Source organism: Methylomonas rapida (genome assembly GCF_024360925.2).
In the GTDB taxonomy this organism is placed as follows: Bacteria; Pseudomonadota; Gammaproteobacteria; order Methylococcales; family Methylomonadaceae; genus Methylomonas; species Methylomonas rapida.
Window position 1 is genome coordinate 765,123 of sequence record NZ_CP113517.1, and the last position, 16,560, is coordinate 781,682.

Annotated in this window: 16 protein-coding genes; 11 read left to right on the forward strand and 5 right to left on the reverse strand. The window is 53.4% G+C overall.

Annotation, left to right across the window (positions count from 1 at the left end):
• Positions 1–6: 6 nt before the first annotated feature.
• On the reverse strand, positions 7–651 hold the full coding sequence (locus NM686_RS03675; RefSeq protein WP_255186534.1) for a hypothetical protein: 645 nt from the start codon (positions 649–651) through the stop codon (positions 7–9).
• A gap of 297 nt (positions 652–948) precedes the next feature.
• Between NM686_RS03675 and fba the strand changes: the two genes are divergently transcribed.
• The 3 genes from fba to NM686_RS03690 all read left to right on the forward strand — a co-directional run bounded on the left by fba (position 949) and on the right by NM686_RS03690 (position 4,286).
• Positions 949–1,956, forward strand: coding sequence for a class II fructose-bisphosphate aldolase (gene fba, locus NM686_RS03680; RefSeq protein WP_255186535.1), 1,008 nt, complete (start codon positions 949–951; stop codon positions 1,954–1,956).
• A 14-nt stretch (positions 1,957–1,970) separates the two neighbouring features.
• Positions 1,971–3,566 (forward strand): tetratricopeptide repeat protein, encoded by a 1,596-nt coding sequence (locus tag NM686_RS03685; protein ID WP_255186536.1) that lies wholly within the window; start codon positions 1,971–1,973, stop codon positions 3,564–3,566.
• 225 nt (positions 3,567–3,791) lie between these two features.
• On the forward strand, positions 3,792–4,286 hold the full coding sequence (locus tag NM686_RS03690; RefSeq protein ID WP_255186537.1) for an REP-associated tyrosine transposase: 495 nt from the start codon (positions 3,792–3,794) through the stop codon (positions 4,284–4,286).
• A 123-nt stretch (positions 4,287–4,409) separates the two neighbouring features.
• Here the strand turns inward: NM686_RS03690 and NM686_RS03695 are convergent, their stop codons facing one another.
• Positions 4,410–5,744 (reverse strand): IS1380 family transposase, encoded by a 1,335-nt coding sequence (locus NM686_RS03695; RefSeq protein WP_269022372.1) that lies wholly within the window; start codon positions 5,742–5,744, stop codon positions 4,410–4,412.
• 421 nt (positions 5,745–6,165) lie between these two features.
• On the opposite strand from NM686_RS03695, the gene NM686_RS03700 reads away from it, so the two are divergent.
• The 3 genes from NM686_RS03700 (at position 6,166) to NM686_RS03710 (ending at position 7,847) form a co-directional block, all read left to right on the forward strand.
• On the forward strand, positions 6,166–6,483 hold the full coding sequence (locus tag NM686_RS03700) for an Imm58 family immunity protein (RefSeq protein WP_255186538.1): 318 nt from the start codon (positions 6,166–6,168) through the stop codon (positions 6,481–6,483).
• Positions 6,484–6,599: 116 nt separating this feature from the next.
• Positions 6,600–7,361, forward strand: coding sequence for a DUF4145 domain-containing protein (locus tag NM686_RS03705; RefSeq protein ID WP_255186539.1), 762 nt, complete (start codon positions 6,600–6,602; stop codon positions 7,359–7,361).
• A 141-nt stretch (positions 7,362–7,502) separates the two neighbouring features.
• Positions 7,503–7,847, forward strand: coding sequence for a CBS domain-containing protein (locus NM686_RS03710; protein WP_255186540.1), 345 nt, complete (start codon positions 7,503–7,505; stop codon positions 7,845–7,847).
• A 354-nt stretch (positions 7,848–8,201) separates the two neighbouring features.
• Here NM686_RS03710 and NM686_RS03715 read toward each other — a convergent pair whose 3' ends face one another.
• From NM686_RS03715 to NM686_RS03725, 3 genes are all read right to left on the reverse strand, one after another.
• Entirely contained in the window at positions 8,202–10,667 is a 2,466-nt protein-coding gene (locus tag NM686_RS03715; protein WP_255186541.1) for a heavy metal translocating P-type ATPase, read from the reverse strand.
• A 66-nt stretch (positions 10,668–10,733) separates the two neighbouring features.
• Positions 10,734–10,994, reverse strand: a complete 261-nt coding sequence (locus NM686_RS03720) for a hypothetical protein (protein ID WP_255186542.1) — start codon at positions 10,992–10,994, stop codon at positions 10,734–10,736.
• 31 nt (positions 10,995–11,025) lie between these two features.
• Positions 11,026–11,382, reverse strand: a complete 357-nt coding sequence (locus NM686_RS03725; protein ID WP_255186543.1) for a hypothetical protein — start codon at positions 11,380–11,382, stop codon at positions 11,026–11,028.
• Positions 11,383–11,578: 196 nt separating this feature from the next.
• Between NM686_RS03725 and NM686_RS03730 the strand changes: the two genes are divergently transcribed.
• The 5 genes from NM686_RS03730 to NM686_RS03750 all read left to right on the forward strand — a co-directional run bounded on the left by NM686_RS03730 (position 11,579) and on the right by NM686_RS03750 (position 16,556).
• A complete protein-coding gene (locus tag NM686_RS03730) occupies positions 11,579–12,853 on the forward strand; it encodes a sulfite exporter TauE/SafE family protein (RefSeq protein ID WP_255186544.1) in 1,275 nt (424 codons plus the stop codon).
• Between the two features lie 473 nt (positions 12,854–13,326).
• The gene (locus NM686_RS03735) at positions 13,327–13,620 is read left to right on the forward strand and encodes a hypothetical protein (protein ID WP_255186545.1); all 294 of its coding nucleotides are present in this window, start codon (positions 13,327–13,329) and stop codon (positions 13,618–13,620) included.
• Positions 13,617–14,864, forward strand: coding sequence for an ABC transporter permease (locus tag NM686_RS03740; RefSeq protein WP_255186546.1), 1,248 nt, complete (start codon positions 13,617–13,619; stop codon positions 14,862–14,864). Before NM686_RS03735 ends, NM686_RS03740 begins: the two co-directional genes overlap by 4 nt.
• Before the next feature lies 1 nt (position 14,865).
• The gene (locus NM686_RS03745) at positions 14,866–15,546 is read left to right on the forward strand and encodes an ABC transporter ATP-binding protein (protein ID WP_255186547.1); all 681 of its coding nucleotides are present in this window, start codon (positions 14,866–14,868) and stop codon (positions 15,544–15,546) included.
• The gene (locus NM686_RS03750; RefSeq protein WP_255186548.1) at positions 15,543–16,556 is read left to right on the forward strand and encodes a hypothetical protein; all 1,014 of its coding nucleotides are present in this window, start codon (positions 15,543–15,545) and stop codon (positions 16,554–16,556) included. The genes NM686_RS03745 and NM686_RS03750 overlap by 4 nt, the downstream gene beginning before the upstream one ends.
• Positions 16,557–16,560 lie beyond the last annotated feature (4 nt).

Sequence of the window (16,560 nt, forward strand, 5' to 3'; positions counted from 1 at the left end):
AGGTGGCTAAGCTTTCAAGGTATTTTTGCGTCTGACGCCTAAAATGCCGAGTGCACCGGTCAGGAGCATCCAGATAGTTCCAGGTAGAGGAACCGCCGCGGTTGGTACGATCGGCGATACGCTAAGGCTGCCGGTATAGGCGCCACCGGTTGAGCTACCTGCCACGGCCAGCTTATAGTTACCGGCGCCTAAGACAGGAATATTATTGAAGGTAATTGTGTTATAGGTCGTCAATAGACCTTGGTAAAAAGGCGGTAAAAAACCTAGATCAACCAGGGTTGGAGCAGACGTCACGGAAAAAGAACTCAGCGAACCAGTCGCGATGATTGAAGATCCGGAATCGAGCAGTTCAACAGACGCGCTTGAAATGCCAGAAGTATTTGTGACGGATGCATTACTGAAATCTGTCGTAAGACTCGTCAAAATCTGAACGCTCTGAAAGCTGAAAGAGCCTGACAGGTTGTAAGCGCTAAATGCGCCGTCGATAATTACATCGTAGCTATTCTGGAAAGAGCCTGAGCTTACGGTTTGATTGAAAATAGCCGCTGAGGCCGGGGTTAGCAACGTCGCTGCCGATGCTTCCTGTGTATAAACGACAGGTACTAGCATCATGAATCCCGTCAGTAGATAGGCTGTGGTTTTTTGCTGCATGCTCGACTCCTTGTAAAAACTCAACTGAGTTCACAGTTTACAATATCTTGGATCGAGGCAGATAGGACTAAAGTACATATTGTCGAATGTGCTTTCGGCCTGCCGGCAATAAGGTTTTCGAAAGCCATAAAAACCGGAACTTGAACACTCTTCGGATAAGGTGCTCCTTTCTTTATGATTGCGTTGGCGTTCATGAGAGTCGCGCGGTCTCATTCTTGGCGGCGCATCGAAATCAAGTCCCTGGCTCCGGTTATAATGGATTTCCTAAGATTAAAACCAAACCAAGGAGAGCCAATCATGGCTTTAGTGTCATTGCGACAACTTTTGGATTATGCGGCCGAGCAGGGCTTTGCCGTGCCGGCGTTCAACGTCAGCAACATGGAGCAGGTGCAGGCCATCATGCAGGCGGCCGCTGCCTGCGATAGTCCAGTTATCATGCAAGGTTCGGCCGGCGCCAACCGCTATGCCGGCGAAGTGTTTCTGCGGCATTTGATCCTGGCAGCCGTGGAGCAATATCCGCATATTCCGGTCGTCATGCACCGCGACCATGCACCCACGCCCGACATCTGCGCGCAAGCCATAAAATCGGGTTTCAGCTCGGTGATGATGGACGGTTCGTTGCTGGAGGACATGAAAACCCCGGCTTCTTTTGCATACAACGTCGACGTGACGCGCACCGTGGTCAAGAAGGCCCATGCCTGCGGCGTATCGGTGGAAGGCGAAATCGGCTGCCTGGGGGCGCTGGAGGCCAATTCCGCGCAGGATCACAGTCGCCTGCTGACCGATCCCGGCGAAGCGGTCGAATTCGTCGAACAGACCCAGGTCGATGCCCTGGCGGTTGCGATCGGCACCAGTCATGGTGCCTATAAATTCAGCAAGCCGCCCACTGGCGAGGTGCTGGTGATCAGTCGATTGAAAGAACTGCAGCAACGACTGCCGAATACCCATTTTGTGATGCATGGCTCCAGTTCCGTGCCGCAGGAATGGCTGAAAATCATCAACGATTATGGCGGCGATATTCCGGAAACCTATGGCGTGCCGGTCGAAGAAATCGTCGAAGGCATAAAATATGGTGTGCGCAAGGTCAACATCGATACCGACCTGCGCATGGCTTCCACTGGCGCGATGCGCAGGTTTCTGGCGCAACCGGAAAACGCCTCGGAGCTGGACGCGCGCAAGACCTATCAAGCCGCCAAAGACGCAATGGAGGCATTATGCCAGGCTCGCTACGAAGCGTTCGGTTCGGCGGGACATGCCGGCAAAATCAAACCGGTTTCACTGGCAGCGATGGCCAAACGCTATTAACCCCTATTCATTCGATGAAAGCCTTACCCAAACAACCGCACCCTCCCGAACTGCAGGCCCTGCATCAGCTTTACCAGAACGGGCAAGTGCCGCTGGCCGAAGTGCAGGCCAAGGCCATGCTGGCGCGTTACCCCAAATCCCTGGCCGTGTTGAATTTGTTGGGCATGTGCCAGCAGGTGCAGGGCAAGCTGCGGGAAGCGGCCGACAGTTTTCGCAAAATGCTGGCGTTGGACCCGCGCATCGCCGAAATCCATTTCAACCTGGGTGCGATCAACACGCAACTGAATGACGTCAAGGCGGCGATCAGCTGTTACCGGAAAGCCTTGCAGCTCAAACCCGATTTGACAGTGGCGCATTTCAATTTGGGTGTTCTGTTGCAGCAACAAGGCTTGCTACAGGATGCCGGCAAGCACTATCAGCAAGCCGTGGCTCAGCAGCCCGGTTTTTACGAGGCTTGGGTCAATTGGGGCGCGGTGCTGCAATTGGTCGGTGATCTAAGTGGTGCGGAGCGATGCTACCGCAAGGCATTGAATTTGAATGCCGATGCCCGTGGCCATTTCAATTTGGGTACGGTGTTGTACGGGCAGGGCCTGCATCCTGCGGCCATCGAGGCCTTTCGCGAAGCGTTGCGCCTCGATCCGCAATTTGCCGACGCCTGGAATGATTTGGGCGAAACCTATCGCGACCAGGGAGACATGGAGGAAGCCGTGCGCTGCTACCGGCAGGCCTTGAAGATCGATGCCGCGCATGCGCGCGCCAATTACAATCTGGCCGAGAGCTATTGTCTGGGCGGACAATTGCAGCAAGCCGTGCCGTTTTTCGCCGCCTCCGATTTTGCCGATGCGCAGGAGCGGGTGCTGCAGTGCCTGTACAAGACCCGGCAGTTCGACGCATTCAAGCAGCGCTTCGACCAATTGATTCAGCAGGGGCAGCACAGCTCGATATTGCTAGGTACCTTGTCTACCCATTACGCGATCAATTTTCATCAGGATAATCCCTATAAGTTTTGCCGGAACCCGATGGATTTCGTGCAGCATACCCATATCGATGAACTGTCCGATCCTAGCAATCCTTTACTGGGCGAGTTGTTGCACGACATCAAGTCGCTGCAGATTGCCGAGCGCAAGCAAGGGCGGCTTTATTACGGCATCCAGTCGGCCGGCAACTTGCTGCAACGGGCCGAACCGTCGTTTCAAAAACTGGCCGCGCTGATCCGGGCCAAGGTCAAGGCTTATCAAAAGTATTTTGCCGGCAGTGACGATGCGTTGATCAAGTTGTTTCCAAAAGAGCTGGAATTCGCCAGCTCCTGGTATTTGAGGATGAAGCAGGGCGGCTACCTGACGTCGCATATCCACGAAGAGGGCTGGATCAGCGGTTGCGTGTATTTGCAATTACCGGACAAGGGCGCTGATGGGCACGAGGGCAGTTTCGAATACGGCACCGACGGCGACGATTATCCGCGTTTGCACGACGATTTCCCGAGTCGCATCGTCGATCAGATCGTTGGCGACTTGGTGCTGTTTCCGTCTTCGTTGTTTCATCGCACGCTGCCGTTCCATGCCGAGCAAGAACGGGTGTGCGTGGCATTCGACATCAAGCCCAGGGCTTGAAACCTGACAATTTGATTATCCGGCTATTTGCAAGATGAGATTGGAAGGGATGTTTGATAGGCAATATCATTGAATCCGCTCAAGTGGTTGGAATCATGATCGTTTTGTTACGCCCCATAGGAGACAACCGACAGGGGTTGTCCAATGCCGGGGTGAGCCAATTGCCGACAGTAGGATGGGTAGAGCGAAGCGAAACCCATCAAACGAAACGCCGATAAATGAGATATGACAGAATATCGCCGACATCGCCTCAAAGGCGGTTGTTATTTTTTCACAGTCAATTTGGCGGAACGAAATCGGACTTTGCTGACCGATAAGATTGAACTGCTTCGCGAGTCTTTTCGTAACGTAAAAGAACAACACCCGTTTAATATCGACGCGATTGTTGTTTTACCGGAACATCTCCATACCATTTGGACTTTGCCGGAAGGTGACGATGATTTTAGTTGTCGCTGGCGGCTCATTAAGACCCGCTTTACTAAACAGATTGAAAAAGGCGAGCGAATTTCCAAAAGCCGTGAACGGAAACAGGAGCGCGGCATATGGCAAAGACGGTTTTGGGAGCATCGAATTAGAAACGAGGACGACTTCGTCAAGCATGTCGACTATATTCATCCTGAATCCGTGACTCCACATATTGCCAGACCTTTTATTCGTCATACTCTTCCAAAATTCGCTGAATTTAAAAGTGTGGTCCGGGCAATCGAGTTTAACGGCTAGAAATGCAGCGTATTATCTGGAATATTTTCCCTGCATGATTCAATTTGATGGACTTTAGGCGCAGGATTCCCAAGCCACTGTGAATTTGCGGCGTTGTGCTATCGATGGCAGAGCGATCAGTCGCTAGCCGGCGGCGAGTTTGGCGTAGGTGGATTCAAAAGCGATGAAACCGGGACAGCTCTGTGAAAAGCGCAGCTTCAGCCGGTGCCCGCTACGGATGAGTCGCGCGGCCAGATACATCAGTTCCTGGATCACGGTTTTGATACGCCGCCGCTTGGCAGGATGCCTGACCGGGCTTTGTTCGCCCAGCAAGCCGATCAGGCCTATCCAGCGCAGGATGTTGTAGCTATAGGCGCTGAGGCTCATGATCAGGTCGTTGGTGGCAAACTTGCCGGATGGCAGGCGCTCGATATCCAGATCGGTCTTGAATTCGCTGTGGAATTGTTCAGCGGTGGCATGGTCGCGATAGAGGGCAATAACCATGGCATCGTCGTAATCGGCCACCGGCAGACTGGTCCACCAGCCTTCGATTTCGATATCCGGTAGCACGAGGGCTTGGCCTTGAGCCGTGATGGTGCGCTCGGTGATTTGCATGACCCTGCGACAGGTATAGGTTTTACCGTTGCGAGTGTGTTGCTCCATGACACTGAACAAGGCCACGCGTTTGCCTTCGCGCGGTGTGGTCCACTGGCCGTGTTGTTCGGCGTAGGCCAGCCAGGCGTCGGCATCTTGTTTACGCGGGTTCCATTTGATGATGAAATCGACCTGATCGGCTTCGTGTAAGTCGATGCGATTGTCGAGCGCGTCGTGACCGCCATCCAGCCGGACCAACAAAGGCAAAGTCGTCAAACGTTTCGCGGCGGCGAGTCCGCGCTCCAGCGCATAGCGGAATTCGTATTGGCAATGCTGCTTGCCTTCGCGCAGTTCATTACCAATACACCAGCCCTCTTTACCCAGATAGAGGGCAATCGGGGCGTAGCCGTCAAAACCTTTGTAGGTTCGGGAGACGCCTTCTTTGCAGGTTTTTTCGTTGTTCATGGGGTAAACATCGATATCCAACGCGACATGGCCTGTGGCTAACGGCGTTACCGGCACCTGGGCGTGAGCCAGAAAATCGAGGTTGCTTTGATAAATGATCGGTAATAAGGCGGCGGCGTGTTCATCCAGCCGCTGTCTGAGGCGGGCGCTGGAGGGTACTTGATGAATGGCGAGCGCGGCTTTGAAATAGTCGTCGTCGCGATGGTTTTCGATGGCTTCGAAGTCGCTTTTGCCCAGGCTAAGGGTGCCTATATAGCTTTTGATAATATCGGCGTGAGCAATACCGTGCCGTAGCGGAATACCTTTTTCCAGCGCCTGATTGAGCTGGCCATATTGATTCAAACATAAACCGACCAAGGCTAATCCAGAATGGCTGGTATAAAATTCAGTTTCAGATTGCTCCAGGATAAACCGCTTCATGAATCACTCGCCGGGTGAATGGAAGAATAGCGGTATTATCCCAGAATAAGCGTTTTAAATCATTGCGTTGCGGCCGTGGATGGCCTTTTAAGTCACGGATTCAGGTTCATTACAATCCAGTAAAACACGGCTATGCCCGTTGCGTTGCTGATTGGCGATATTCTTCATTTCATGATTTCGTCAAACGCGGCATTCTCCCGGCAAATTGGGCGGGCGGCATATATCCTGAATTGGATTTGGCGTAATCGATGGTGTTTTTGATGGGTTTCGGCTGGCGCCTCTACCCATCCTACGAGCTTGGCTTCATGATATACAGAAGGGAAAATTACATGTTAAACAATGAACTATCGTTTCTAGGATTAAATTTCGGTAGATATACGGAAACTATCTAATTCCTTGTTATGCGTAATTGGCCAACGCTATGAACAAATGGAAGGCATCTTTCTTTGTGATCTTGGCATTATTGATAGCCACAAACGTTTTTTGGCTCTACACCACAATTGATGCTGGAGTCACATACACGTACCAACAAGTCACACTTGATGAAAAATCAAAGGCAGTAGGAATGCTTGGCGCGCTGGTGGTCAAAGGTGGTCAGCAGTACACAAAAAAAGACATTCTTCATATCCTACGCCAGCTAAACAAGGACGCATTCATAGTAGAAGAAGCGAACCTTATTGATGTTGAAGGTGTTCAGTTCATATTCGTAAATGGCAAGCTAGTAGAGGTCAAAGGTTGAATATGCATAACCCTGCGCTCAACCGGAGCGCGGTTATAATGCAGTTTTGTTTTTTCGGCTTTCCGGGCCGCGCCCGGTTAGCTCTACGTTAGCCGTTACGCGTCACAGGAGGTCTCTTGGATCGTCGGGCTCTAAAAATTCCTTTCACCCGAGAGAGCACGCCAGATTGGTTGTGCCCGCGCTGCAGGAAGGGTCTGCTTCGGTTTGTTGATGGGCAATTCCACGCCCAAGAGCGCAAAGATTCAAAGGATGCTCACAGCCACGAGGCCTGGGATCCCGACTGGATCGAGTACGTGTATTCGGGACTTCTCCAGTGCCGCAACGACAACTGCGGCGAGTTTGTTGCCAACTCGGGCACGGGCGCCGTTGACATTGATGTAGTGATTGGTGATGACGGTGAGCCGGAGCAAACTTGGGGCGACTTTTTCCGTCCCAAGTACTTCGAGCCGCCGTTGCGGCTTATTGATCTCCCTGAAGAATGCCCTGATTCTGTTTCTGCCCCACTGCAAGAGTCCTTCCGTTTGTTCTTCAGCAGCCCACCCGCTGCGTCCAACAACGTCCGTATCGCCCTTGAGGCTCTGTTGACGGAACTGGGTGTAAAGCGATTTAACACAAAGAATGGCAAGCGGATTTTTCTCAACTTGCATTCCCGCATTAGCCTTCTTCCGCCCAAATACTCTGAACTTGGAGAGCTTCTGCTGGCCATAAAGTGGCTCGGCAATGCTGGGAGTCATGCTGATAGCGCCGTTACGATCGATGACGTAATGGATGCGTACGAACTCATAGATCACGTTCTGCAAGAGCTCTATACGCAAAAAGCAAAGAAGGCTAAAGCCCTTGCCAAGCTGATCAACAAGAAAAAGGGACCAAAAGGGTGACGCATAACAGTTCGTTCAAGCCGAAGCCGCTTCGCGGCTCGGCTTAACTCAAGTGTTAGCCGTTAAATCGACTTATTGACGACGGTTTGCTAATTTACTGAAATATCCTACCTAGCTGCGGACGATTACAGGAGAATTGCCATGCTACCAATACATGTCCCTGTGGACGAGTTCACCACCCCCGATCCCGTCACCGCAAACGAAGACATGACGATCGACGATCTACGGTATCTGATGGAGGAGCACGGCATCCGCCACCTCCCTGTCGTCCGCGGCGATACTGTAGTCGGTGTGATCAGCGACTGGGATGCGCGCCTCGTTTTGGGTTTGGCCAGCGCAGAGAAGCTCCATGTGCGGGCTGCCGACATCGTGGCGGTTGCCCCCTTGACTGTGAGGGCCGTAGGATGTGCTGAACAGAGTGAAGCGCATCGCTCGCGATTGGTGCGGTTCGTAAACTCACCACACCCTACGCCTGCTTTTGGCTAGACATTTGCCATTAGCACTTTTGTTTCGTCTGGTGGGTATTGGCCGATAACAAGCACAGAGTTCACCAACTTTTGCACAAAACAGCCCATAGGGTTACTTAACGATCCAACCCAGTTTTGCTTGAAATGGGACGTTTTAAAAAAGGGGATGGTGTTGAGTTACAACCCCAGAATGCAAATAGCCGATTACTCTAAAAAATCGGGAGTCCACGAAAAGCACGAAAGACAAGAAATAAAACAGACAGTTACGCCACGAAATTTAATCAGCCAGCCGGTGTCAGCTTGTGTAAGCAATAATGTGCCGAAACTTTTCGTGATTTTCGTGTCTTTCGTGGGTCAAAGCCTTGTTTCAGGATTATTTGCGTTGCAGACGTAAGGAGTTCAGCACCACCGAAATCGAACTCATCGCCATTGCGCCGGACGCGATCATCGGATTGAGTTTGCCCATGGCCGCGACGGGTATCGCCACGCTGTTATAACCCAGCGCCCAGAACAGGTTTTGCTTGATGATGCGTAGCGTTGCTCCGCTGAGCTCCATGACCTCGGCGACCTTGCCGATGTCGCCGCTAACCAAGGTCAGGTCGGCGGTTTCTATCGCGACGTCGGTGCCGGTGCCGATCGCAAAGCCGACATCGGCGGCCGCCAGCGCCGGGGCGTCGTTGATGCCGTCGCCTATCATGCCGACCTTGCCGCCCTTGGTTTGCAAGTTGTGGACGATGTCGAGTTTTTGTTCGGGTTTGGCCTGGGCGACGACGGTGTTTATGCCGACCTGTTCGGCGATGTAGCGCGCGGTGGCTTCAGTGTCGCCGGTCACCATCAAGGGTTCGACGCCCAATTTGCGCAGGCGCTGAATCGCTTCGGCGGCATGTGCGCGTGGACGGTCGGCGATGCCGAACAAGCCGGCGGCCTTGCCGTCGATCGCGACGAATACCGGTGTCTTGCCTTGTTCAGCCAACGGCGCGGCGCGTTTCGCCAGGGTTTTGACATTGATTTTTAGGCTTTCCAGCCAGTCGGCGTTGCCTATCAATACCTCCGCGCCATCGACTCTGGCCTGGATGCCGTGGCCGGGAATGTTTTCGAAGCTTTCGACTTGGCCGGGTTGGATGCCGCGAGACTCCACATAGGCGACGATAGTCTTGGCCAAAAAGTGCTCGGAATCGTCTTCGGCAGCGGCCACCAGCGCCAACAGCCTGGTTTCGTCCTGTCTGGCGGCGACAATGAAGTCGGTTACCTCGGGCTTGCCTTCGGTGATGGTGCCGGTCTTGTCGAAAATGATGTAGTTTAGCTTGGAGGCCATTTCCAGGCTGCCGCCGTTGCGGATGTAAACGCCGCGTTTGGCCGACTGGCCGGTGCCGACCATGATGGCCATCGGCGTGGCCAATCCCAGGGAACAGGGGCAGGCGATCAACAGCACGGCAATCGCATTGGTAAACGCGAAGCCGAAACTGGCGCCGGCCAGCAGCCAGCCGCCCAAGGTCAGCGCGGACAGCGTCATTACCGACGGCACGAAAACGGAAGAAATGCGGTCGACGGTTTTTTGTATCGGCAATTTCGACGATTGGGCCTGATCGACCATGTGGATGATGTTGGCCAGCACCGTATTATTGCCGATCGCGCTGACGCGCATTTTCAACACGCCATTGGCATTGATGCAGCCGCCGACCAGTTTGTCGCCGGCTTGCTTGATCACCGGTAGACTCTCGCCGGTGACCATGGCTTCGTCGACCGTGGACAGGCCTTCCAGCACGATGCCGTCGGTCGGGATTTTCTCGCCGGGCCTTACCAGTAGAATGTCGTCGACCACGACTTGGTCCAGCATCACGACGATTTCCTGACCATCGCGCAGCAACGTGGCGTGTTGTGGCTGCAGATCGACCAGTTTGCGTATCGCTTCGTGGGCCTTGCCCTTGGCTTTTTCTTCCAGGTAACGGCCGATCAAGACGAAGGTCAGGATGCCGGTGGCCGAATCGAAATACAGCCCGCGCCGGCCGGCCAGCAGCGTGTATAGGCTGTAGCCATAGGAAGAGCCCACGCCCATCGCGATCAGACTGTCCATGTTGGTGGCGCCTTGTTTGGCCAGTTTGGCCGCTCTGACGAAGAAGGGCTTGCCGGCCCAGAACACCACCGGAATCGCCAGCAAATGCTGCGCCCAGTGCCAGAAACGTGAGCTCGGCGCGGCCATGCCGATCGCCATGACCGGCACGCTCAAGGCCACCGACACAATCGCCCGGTTGCGGGCATCTTTAAGACGTTGTTTTTCCCTGGTGATCAGCCATTGCCGCTGTGCCAAATTGTCGAAATTGTGCGCCTTGTAACCGGCCTTTTCCACCAGGGCGATGGCTTCGCCCTTGGTCAGTCGTCCTTTGACGATGGCCGATTCCGAGGCGTAATTGACGTTGGCCAGCGTGACGCGCGGGTCGCGCCTAAGCAGCATTTCGATAAGCAGTGCGCAGGAGACGCAGGTCATGCCTTCGATAGCCAGATTGTGTTCCTGCTCCGGCAGGTTCGGATCGACGATGATGGTGCCGGCGGCTTCAGCTGTCTGGCAATTTTTTTGCCCCAGGTTGCCGAGTACGGCATCCAGCACGGTCAACAGACTGGCGGCTGGCAATTTCAAAGGGTCGAAACGGACAGTCACTGAGCCTATCGCGGGTACGCTGCGCACATCGACGATGCCGGGGCGTTTTTTCATCAGGATTTCCAGGATGTAGCAGCGTTCCGGATCTTTGTGTAACAGCGGAGACAGTATCCGCACGCGCCGCTTGAGTTTGTGCACTAACTCACCATGCGCCAGATTTATCAGATCACTGTTCGCTGTCATGACGGTCTCCTGAAAACTTCTGCTGGCCCTATCTTCAGTAAGGATAAGAAAATTTCGACTCGTGCCTTACTCTTCGTGTTGTTGCATTTCGATGATCTGATGGCGGTATTTATATGCGGTGTAACCCAGCGCAAAACCCAGGCCGATCAGCGTAATCGGATGAGTCAGGATTTTTTTCAATGTGCTTTTCTTGGTCGTCGCGACCGCGCCGGCGACGACGCCTGTCATAATCGGGTGAGCCATGGTTTCGCCCATTTTACCCATCGCCGCATCCATCATTTTTGCGCCCGCGTCGGCGACCGCTTTTGCTCCGTGTACATGTGCCATTGTTGTTGCCTCAAAATAAAAGTGAAAAGGATTATTTGGGATCGTCCCGCTCGGCCACATATTCTCGGCTTTCAGCGACCAAGTCCATTAGATTTTCCCGTTGTCGCAGCAGGAAGTTTTTGCTTTCCTTTGCGGTACGGCTACCGACGATGATGATTTCCTTGCGGTATTTGTGGGTCAAATAACCAGCGGCCAAGCCGCCGGAGAATAAGGCCAGCGGATGCTTGATCAATACGCTGGTTATGCTTTTGCTGGCGTGCGTGACACCGGAAATGACGATACCCATGAACACGCCTTTGACCAAGGTCTCGCCGCGTGTGGGTGGAGCCATTTTTTGCAGTTTGCTCTTGTGACCATGAGCCTTTTTGGGTTTTTCGTTGTCGTTCATAGCATACCTCCGTGTCTGGGTAACGGTAAGATCAAGGACTTTCTCTGGTCAGCGTGTTTGGAAACTTACCCGTCAGGCTTGACCTGAGTAGTGGCTTTCAATAATCTGCGGAAGCATTAATCTGCTAGTCAATTCATGCCGGTGTGATTAGCGTAACGACTAGGCAGAATTTTCATCTATCGCGGAAACTCTCTACATGAATATAGCCCAACCAGCGCGCGCCTCCAAAAGTATCTTCAAAAGAATCCTGACCATCATTCTGGCGTTGCTGGGCATTACCTTCATACTGTGGCTGGACAGTTGGTTCATGGACCATGCCGACATGCCGGAAATGACCAAGGACGTCAATTTCGGCCTGTTGATACTGATCGGTTTTTTGACCAGTTTTCATTGCGTCGGCATGTGCGGGCCTCTGATTTTGGGTTACGCCACCAAGGAAGCCAAGGCCGGGCATAAATCTTACATCACTCACTTTTTGTACGGTCTGGGCAAGACCATTTCCTATACCACGATAGGTGCCTTGTTCGGGGCTTTTGGCGCCATCGTTGCGTTCACGCCTTACACCCAGGGCGCGGTGGGCATGGCGGCGGGCTTGTTTTTGATCCTGTTTGGTTTGCATATGCTGGAAGTGTTTCCGGCCTTGAATCATTTTCAGTTCAAGACGCCGGCCTTCGTGATGCGCTTCGTCGGCAAGGAATACCGCAAGCAGAGCAATCCGTTCATGATCGGTTTGCTGAATGGCTTGATGATCATCTGCGGCCCGCTGCAGGCCATGTACGTGATGGCGGCCGGGACCGGCAGTTGGTCGCAAGGCGCGGCTATCCTGTTCTTTTTCGGCATCGGTACCTTGCCGCTATTGCTGGGCTTTGGCTTCTTGACCAGTCTGTTGTCCAGCAATCTTACGCCGAAATTGCTAAAAGCCTCCGGCGTGATCGTGATGGCCTTGGGCGTGATCATGATGAATCGCGGCTTGGCTGTGACGGGTACCGGCGTGGATTTCAATACGCTGGTGGCCAGGGCATCGCAGTATCTGTCGCCAACCGCCGCCGAATCGCCGTCTTGCGATACCGAGCAAACCATACACATGGATGTCGTCAAAACCGGTTTCAAGCCGAATAAATTCACCTTGCGCAAAGGCATACCGGTGAAATGGGTGATCGACGCCAAGGAAATCAATGAATGCAACAAGGCTATCGTCGTGCCCAGCTACGACCTGAAGGTCGAGTTCAAACCGGGCGTGCAGATCGTCGAATTCACGCCTAACGAAGCAGGCGTGATTCCGTGGAGCTGCTGGATGGGCATGATTCCAGGTACCTTCATCGTCGTCGATGAGCCACAACCGGTCAAACAAGCCGATGCGTCCGAACCAGCGGTCGCGCCAGGCCAGGAAAGCGAGCAGCAGCGTCTGATTCGTCGATTCCAGGAACAATGGCGACTGATTGTTAGTTATTTTCGCCGATTGGGAACTTGAGGCTAACGGCTAAATTAGGGTGCTTTGGGGTTGGGTCTTACTGGTTAACTGTGTCATTTGCCGCAAAATAAATCGATAAATGACATAGTTCAAAAATGCGCCTAGGCGGCGCACCTCAAAAGTTAGTTGAAAACACAAGAAAATTTTTTTCTGGCAGCCAGTTTGCTTATAAGCGAGCCTTGGTTTTTGTATCGCTTTTTTTGATTGACTGTTAAAAAGTGTGAGCTTGCGCAACTTTATTTTCCCGCCAATAATTGATGCGTATGCAAAAACAAGCTGAAACATAACGCTAAGGATTCGGTGACAAATAAGTTCCGTGTTTTCGATGGTAGGGGCGAATTCATTCGCCCAGGGCGATTAAAATCGTCCAGACAGCCTTCATTAATTCAGGAATTTATTTTGGGCGGAATCCTGAGGTTTGCTGGCCACCATCTGACGAGCTCATGGACGAGCGTTATTTTTTTAGGGGGAGCATGAGACAGTCCTCATGGTTTTTTTTCGGCATCACGGCCGAAGCAATTGTGTTGAGTTTGTTGCTGCTACATGCAGCATCCAGCGAAAACGCCCAGCAGTCCTCGCTCGCGCAAAAGGCGGCCTTGGTCAAAAATCTGCGGTTGACCGATCTTTGTTTGTTTACCGAGGCTCGCTACACCCGGCATTTGTCGCAAGCCGATTTGAATACGGCTTTTCAGGATCATCCCTTGTCGCTGGAGCATTTTCCATCCGGGTCTTTCACCCAGCCCAACCTGCCAAACGAGGCGCCATGAACAGCTGGATAGAAAAACAACGTTACATCATCGATTTCACGATCTCGTCGCTGCTTAGGCGCAAGGTCAAGAACATCGGCTTGCTGGCCTTGTACACGCTGATCGTGTTCATTCTGGCCTCGACGATGTTCTTTACTTATTCGATCAAGAAAGAGGCCAGGCTGATTCTGCAGGGTTCGCCGGAGATCGTCGTGCAAAAAATCGTCGCCGGCCGGCATGACTTGTTTCCGGTTGCCTACATCGACGACATTAAGGGCATACGCGGGGTCGCCGACGTCGAGCCCAGACTGTGGGGTTATTACTACGACAGTCTGGTGCAGGCCAACTACACGGTCATGGTGCCGTCACGGCAGATTGCCAACAGCCCATCCGATGCCCGCACGACGGTGGTGATCGATCCCAACGATCCGCATGCCGCCGACGTCAACAAACCCATGTACGAATACGACGGCGCGGCGCCGGAAGCTGGCACTATCGTGATCGGCAACGGCGTCGCCAGGATGCGCGAGATCGGGGTCGGTGATTACATGCCGTTCATGGCCGCCGACGGCGAGATCATGAATTTGAAAGTGGTCGGCACCTTGTCGGCGGAATCTGAATTGGTCTCGTCCGATTTGATGCTGCTGAACGACGAGGACTACCGCAAGCTGTTCGGCATCGACAAGCAATTAGTCACCGATGTCGTCGTCAGCGTGAAAAACCCCAGCGAGATCAGCACGGTGGCCAGCAAGATCAAGAAAAAGTTGCATGACTCGCGCCCTATCATCCGCGACGAAATACTCAGAACCTACGATTCCATCTTCAACTGGCGTGGCGGCATGATGATCGTGGTGTTTTCGGCGGCGGTACTGGCCTTCGTGATTTTTGCCTGGGACAAGGCTTCGGGCCTGAGCGCCGGCGAACGGCGCGAAATCGGCATTCTGAAGGCCGTGGGCTGGGAAACCTCCGACGTGATTCAGATGAAGTTCTGGGAAGGGACCGTGGTATCGCTGACTGCCTATTTCAGCGGCGTGATTCTGGCTTACATCCATGTGTTTTTCACCGGGTCCGCGGTGTTCGAGCCGGCCCTGAAAGGCTGGTCGGCTTTGTATCCCAACTTCGCGCTGACGCCGTTCGTCAACGCAGAGCAACTGACGACCTTGTTTTTCCTGACCGTGGTGCCCTATACCGTGGCGACCATCGTGCCGACCTGGCGGGCCGCGACCATAGATCCCGACAGCGCGATGCGCCATACCGGAGAATAAGATGATCGAACTGCTCAATGTCAGAAAAGTGTTCAACGCCGGCAGCCCCAGCGAATTTTCGGCTATCAACGGTGTGGATTTGCGCATCGCCGAAAACAAGGTCACCGTTTTAAAAGGCCCCAGCGGCTCCGGCAAAACTACCTTGCTCAGCATCGTCGGCTGCATGAGCCGGCCCTCCGCGGGGCGGGTGAAATTGCACGACAGGGAAATCACCAGCCTGCCGGAGCGCTTCTTGACCGACATCCGCCGCAAGACTTTTGGCTTTATTTTTCAGCAACCCAATCTGATCAAAGGCATTTCGGTGCTGGAAAACGTGATGCTGCCGGCCTATCCGCTGGGCGAAAGACGTGCCGAATTGAAGGTCAGGGCCTTGAATGGATTGGATAAACTGAATCTAGGCAATAAGGCGGCTTCGAAAGTGGAATGGCTGTCCGGCGGCGAAGCACAGCGAGTGGCTATCGTGCGCGCGTTGATCAACGATCCGCAGATCATCATCGCCGACGAGCCGACCGCGCATCTGGACACCAAACTGTCCTACCGCTTCATGGAAATCGTCGATCAGTTCAAGGCGCAGGGCAAGACCGTCATCATTACCAGTCATGACCCCTTGGTCTACGATTCCAAGATCGTCGATGACGTCGTCAATCTACGCGACGGTAAACTCGAGGCGAATCCCTCGTGATCCTGAATCCGACCGTCATCGCCAACCTGTTGGCCGCGTATATCGCCAGCGGCATGTTGCTGTACGCGGCCTATTACGGCGCGCAAATCCTGAAACATTGGAACATCGAAAGCGGCGACGAATTGCAGCTGATTTTGGAGCGCAAGACCTATCTGATTTCGACGGTGCTGAGTTTCGTGTTTGGCTTGCAGTTGTTGTCGCTGTTTTTGTACATCTTCACCGCCGATGCGCTGAGCCCGTTGTTCGTCGGCGCCATGTGCGCGGCAGGCACCTTGAATATCAATGGCTTTGGCTATCCGACGCTGGAATTGAAAATCTTGAATTTCATTTTGGCCGGCCTCTGGCTGGTGCTGAACCACGCCGACAACCAGGGCTACGACTATCCGTTGATCAAGAAAAAATATCTGCTGTTGTTGATCATCACGCCGTTCATCGTCATCGAAACGATTTTAGAGAGCGCTTATTTTCTGGGCATGCGGGCCGACGTGATCACGTCCTGCTGCGGTAGCCTGTTCAGTAGTGAAAAGGCCACTGGCCTGGGTTCCGAGATTGCCGCGTTGCCGGCCAAGCAGATGCTGTGGATTTTTTACGGCGGCATGTTCGTTACGTTGCTGAGCGGTTTGTTGTTTTATCTCAAACGCATCGGCGGCTCTCTGTATGCGGTCTTGAGTTTTGCGATGTTTCTGGTTTCGCTGGCGGCCATCGTTTCGGCCATTTCCTTGTACATCTACGAACTGCCGACCCACCATTGCCCATTCTGCATCATCATGCCGGATTACCACTATATCGGCTATTTGCTCTACGTGCTGTTGTTCGGCGCCGTGGTCACCGGCATGGGTAGCGGTTTGTTGCTGCCGTTTCGCGGCATTGCCAGCCTGAGCGCCGTGCTGGAGGATTTCATCGGCAAGCTGGCGCTGACTTCCGTGGTGTTGTTTATGCTGTTCATGGCCTTTGTCAGCTATGAAATTCTGAGCTCCAGCCTGGTGATCAGTTACGAAGTCGTTTATTGAATTT

Excerpts from the sequence above, each read along its gene's own strand:
- NM686_RS03740 (WP_255186546.1), top strand. The coding sequence starts at position 13,617 with ATGAACAGCTGGATAGAAAAACAACGTTACATCATCGATTTCACGATC.
- NM686_RS03725 (WP_255186543.1), bottom strand. The coding sequence starts at position 11,382 with ATGAACGACAACGAAAAACCCAAAAAGGCTCATGGTCACAAGAGCAAA.
- fba (WP_255186535.1), top strand. The coding sequence starts at position 949 with ATGGCTTTAGTGTCATTGCGACAACTTTTGGATTATGCGGCCGAGCAG.
- NM686_RS03745 (WP_255186547.1), top strand. The coding sequence starts at position 14,866 with ATGATCGAACTGCTCAATGTCAGAAAAGTGTTCAACGCCGGCAGCCCC.
- NM686_RS03715 (WP_255186541.1), bottom strand. The coding sequence starts at position 10,667 with ATGACAGCGAACAGTGATCTGATAAATCTGGCGCATGGTGAGTTAGTG.
- NM686_RS03695 (WP_269022372.1), bottom strand. The coding sequence starts at position 5,744 with ATGAAGCGGTTTATCCTGGAGCAATCTGAAACTGAATTTTATACCAGC.
- NM686_RS03730 (WP_255186544.1), top strand. The coding sequence starts at position 11,579 with ATGAATATAGCCCAACCAGCGCGCGCCTCCAAAAGTATCTTCAAAAGA.
- NM686_RS03720 (WP_255186542.1), bottom strand. The coding sequence starts at position 10,994 with ATGGCACATGTACACGGAGCAAAAGCGGTCGCCGACGCGGGCGCAAAA.
- NM686_RS03685 (WP_255186536.1), top strand. The coding sequence starts at position 1,971 with ATGAAAGCCTTACCCAAACAACCGCACCCTCCCGAACTGCAGGCCCTG.
- NM686_RS03700 (WP_255186538.1), top strand. The coding sequence starts at position 6,166 with ATGAACAAATGGAAGGCATCTTTCTTTGTGATCTTGGCATTATTGATA.
- NM686_RS03710 (WP_255186540.1), top strand. The coding sequence starts at position 7,503 with ATGCTACCAATACATGTCCCTGTGGACGAGTTCACCACCCCCGATCCC.
- NM686_RS03735 (WP_255186545.1), top strand. The coding sequence starts at position 13,327 with ATGAGACAGTCCTCATGGTTTTTTTTCGGCATCACGGCCGAAGCAATT.
- NM686_RS03690 (WP_255186537.1), top strand. The coding sequence starts at position 3,792 with ATGACAGAATATCGCCGACATCGCCTCAAAGGCGGTTGTTATTTTTTC.
- NM686_RS03675 (WP_255186534.1), bottom strand. The coding sequence starts at position 651 with ATGCAGCAAAAAACCACAGCCTATCTACTGACGGGATTCATGATGCTA.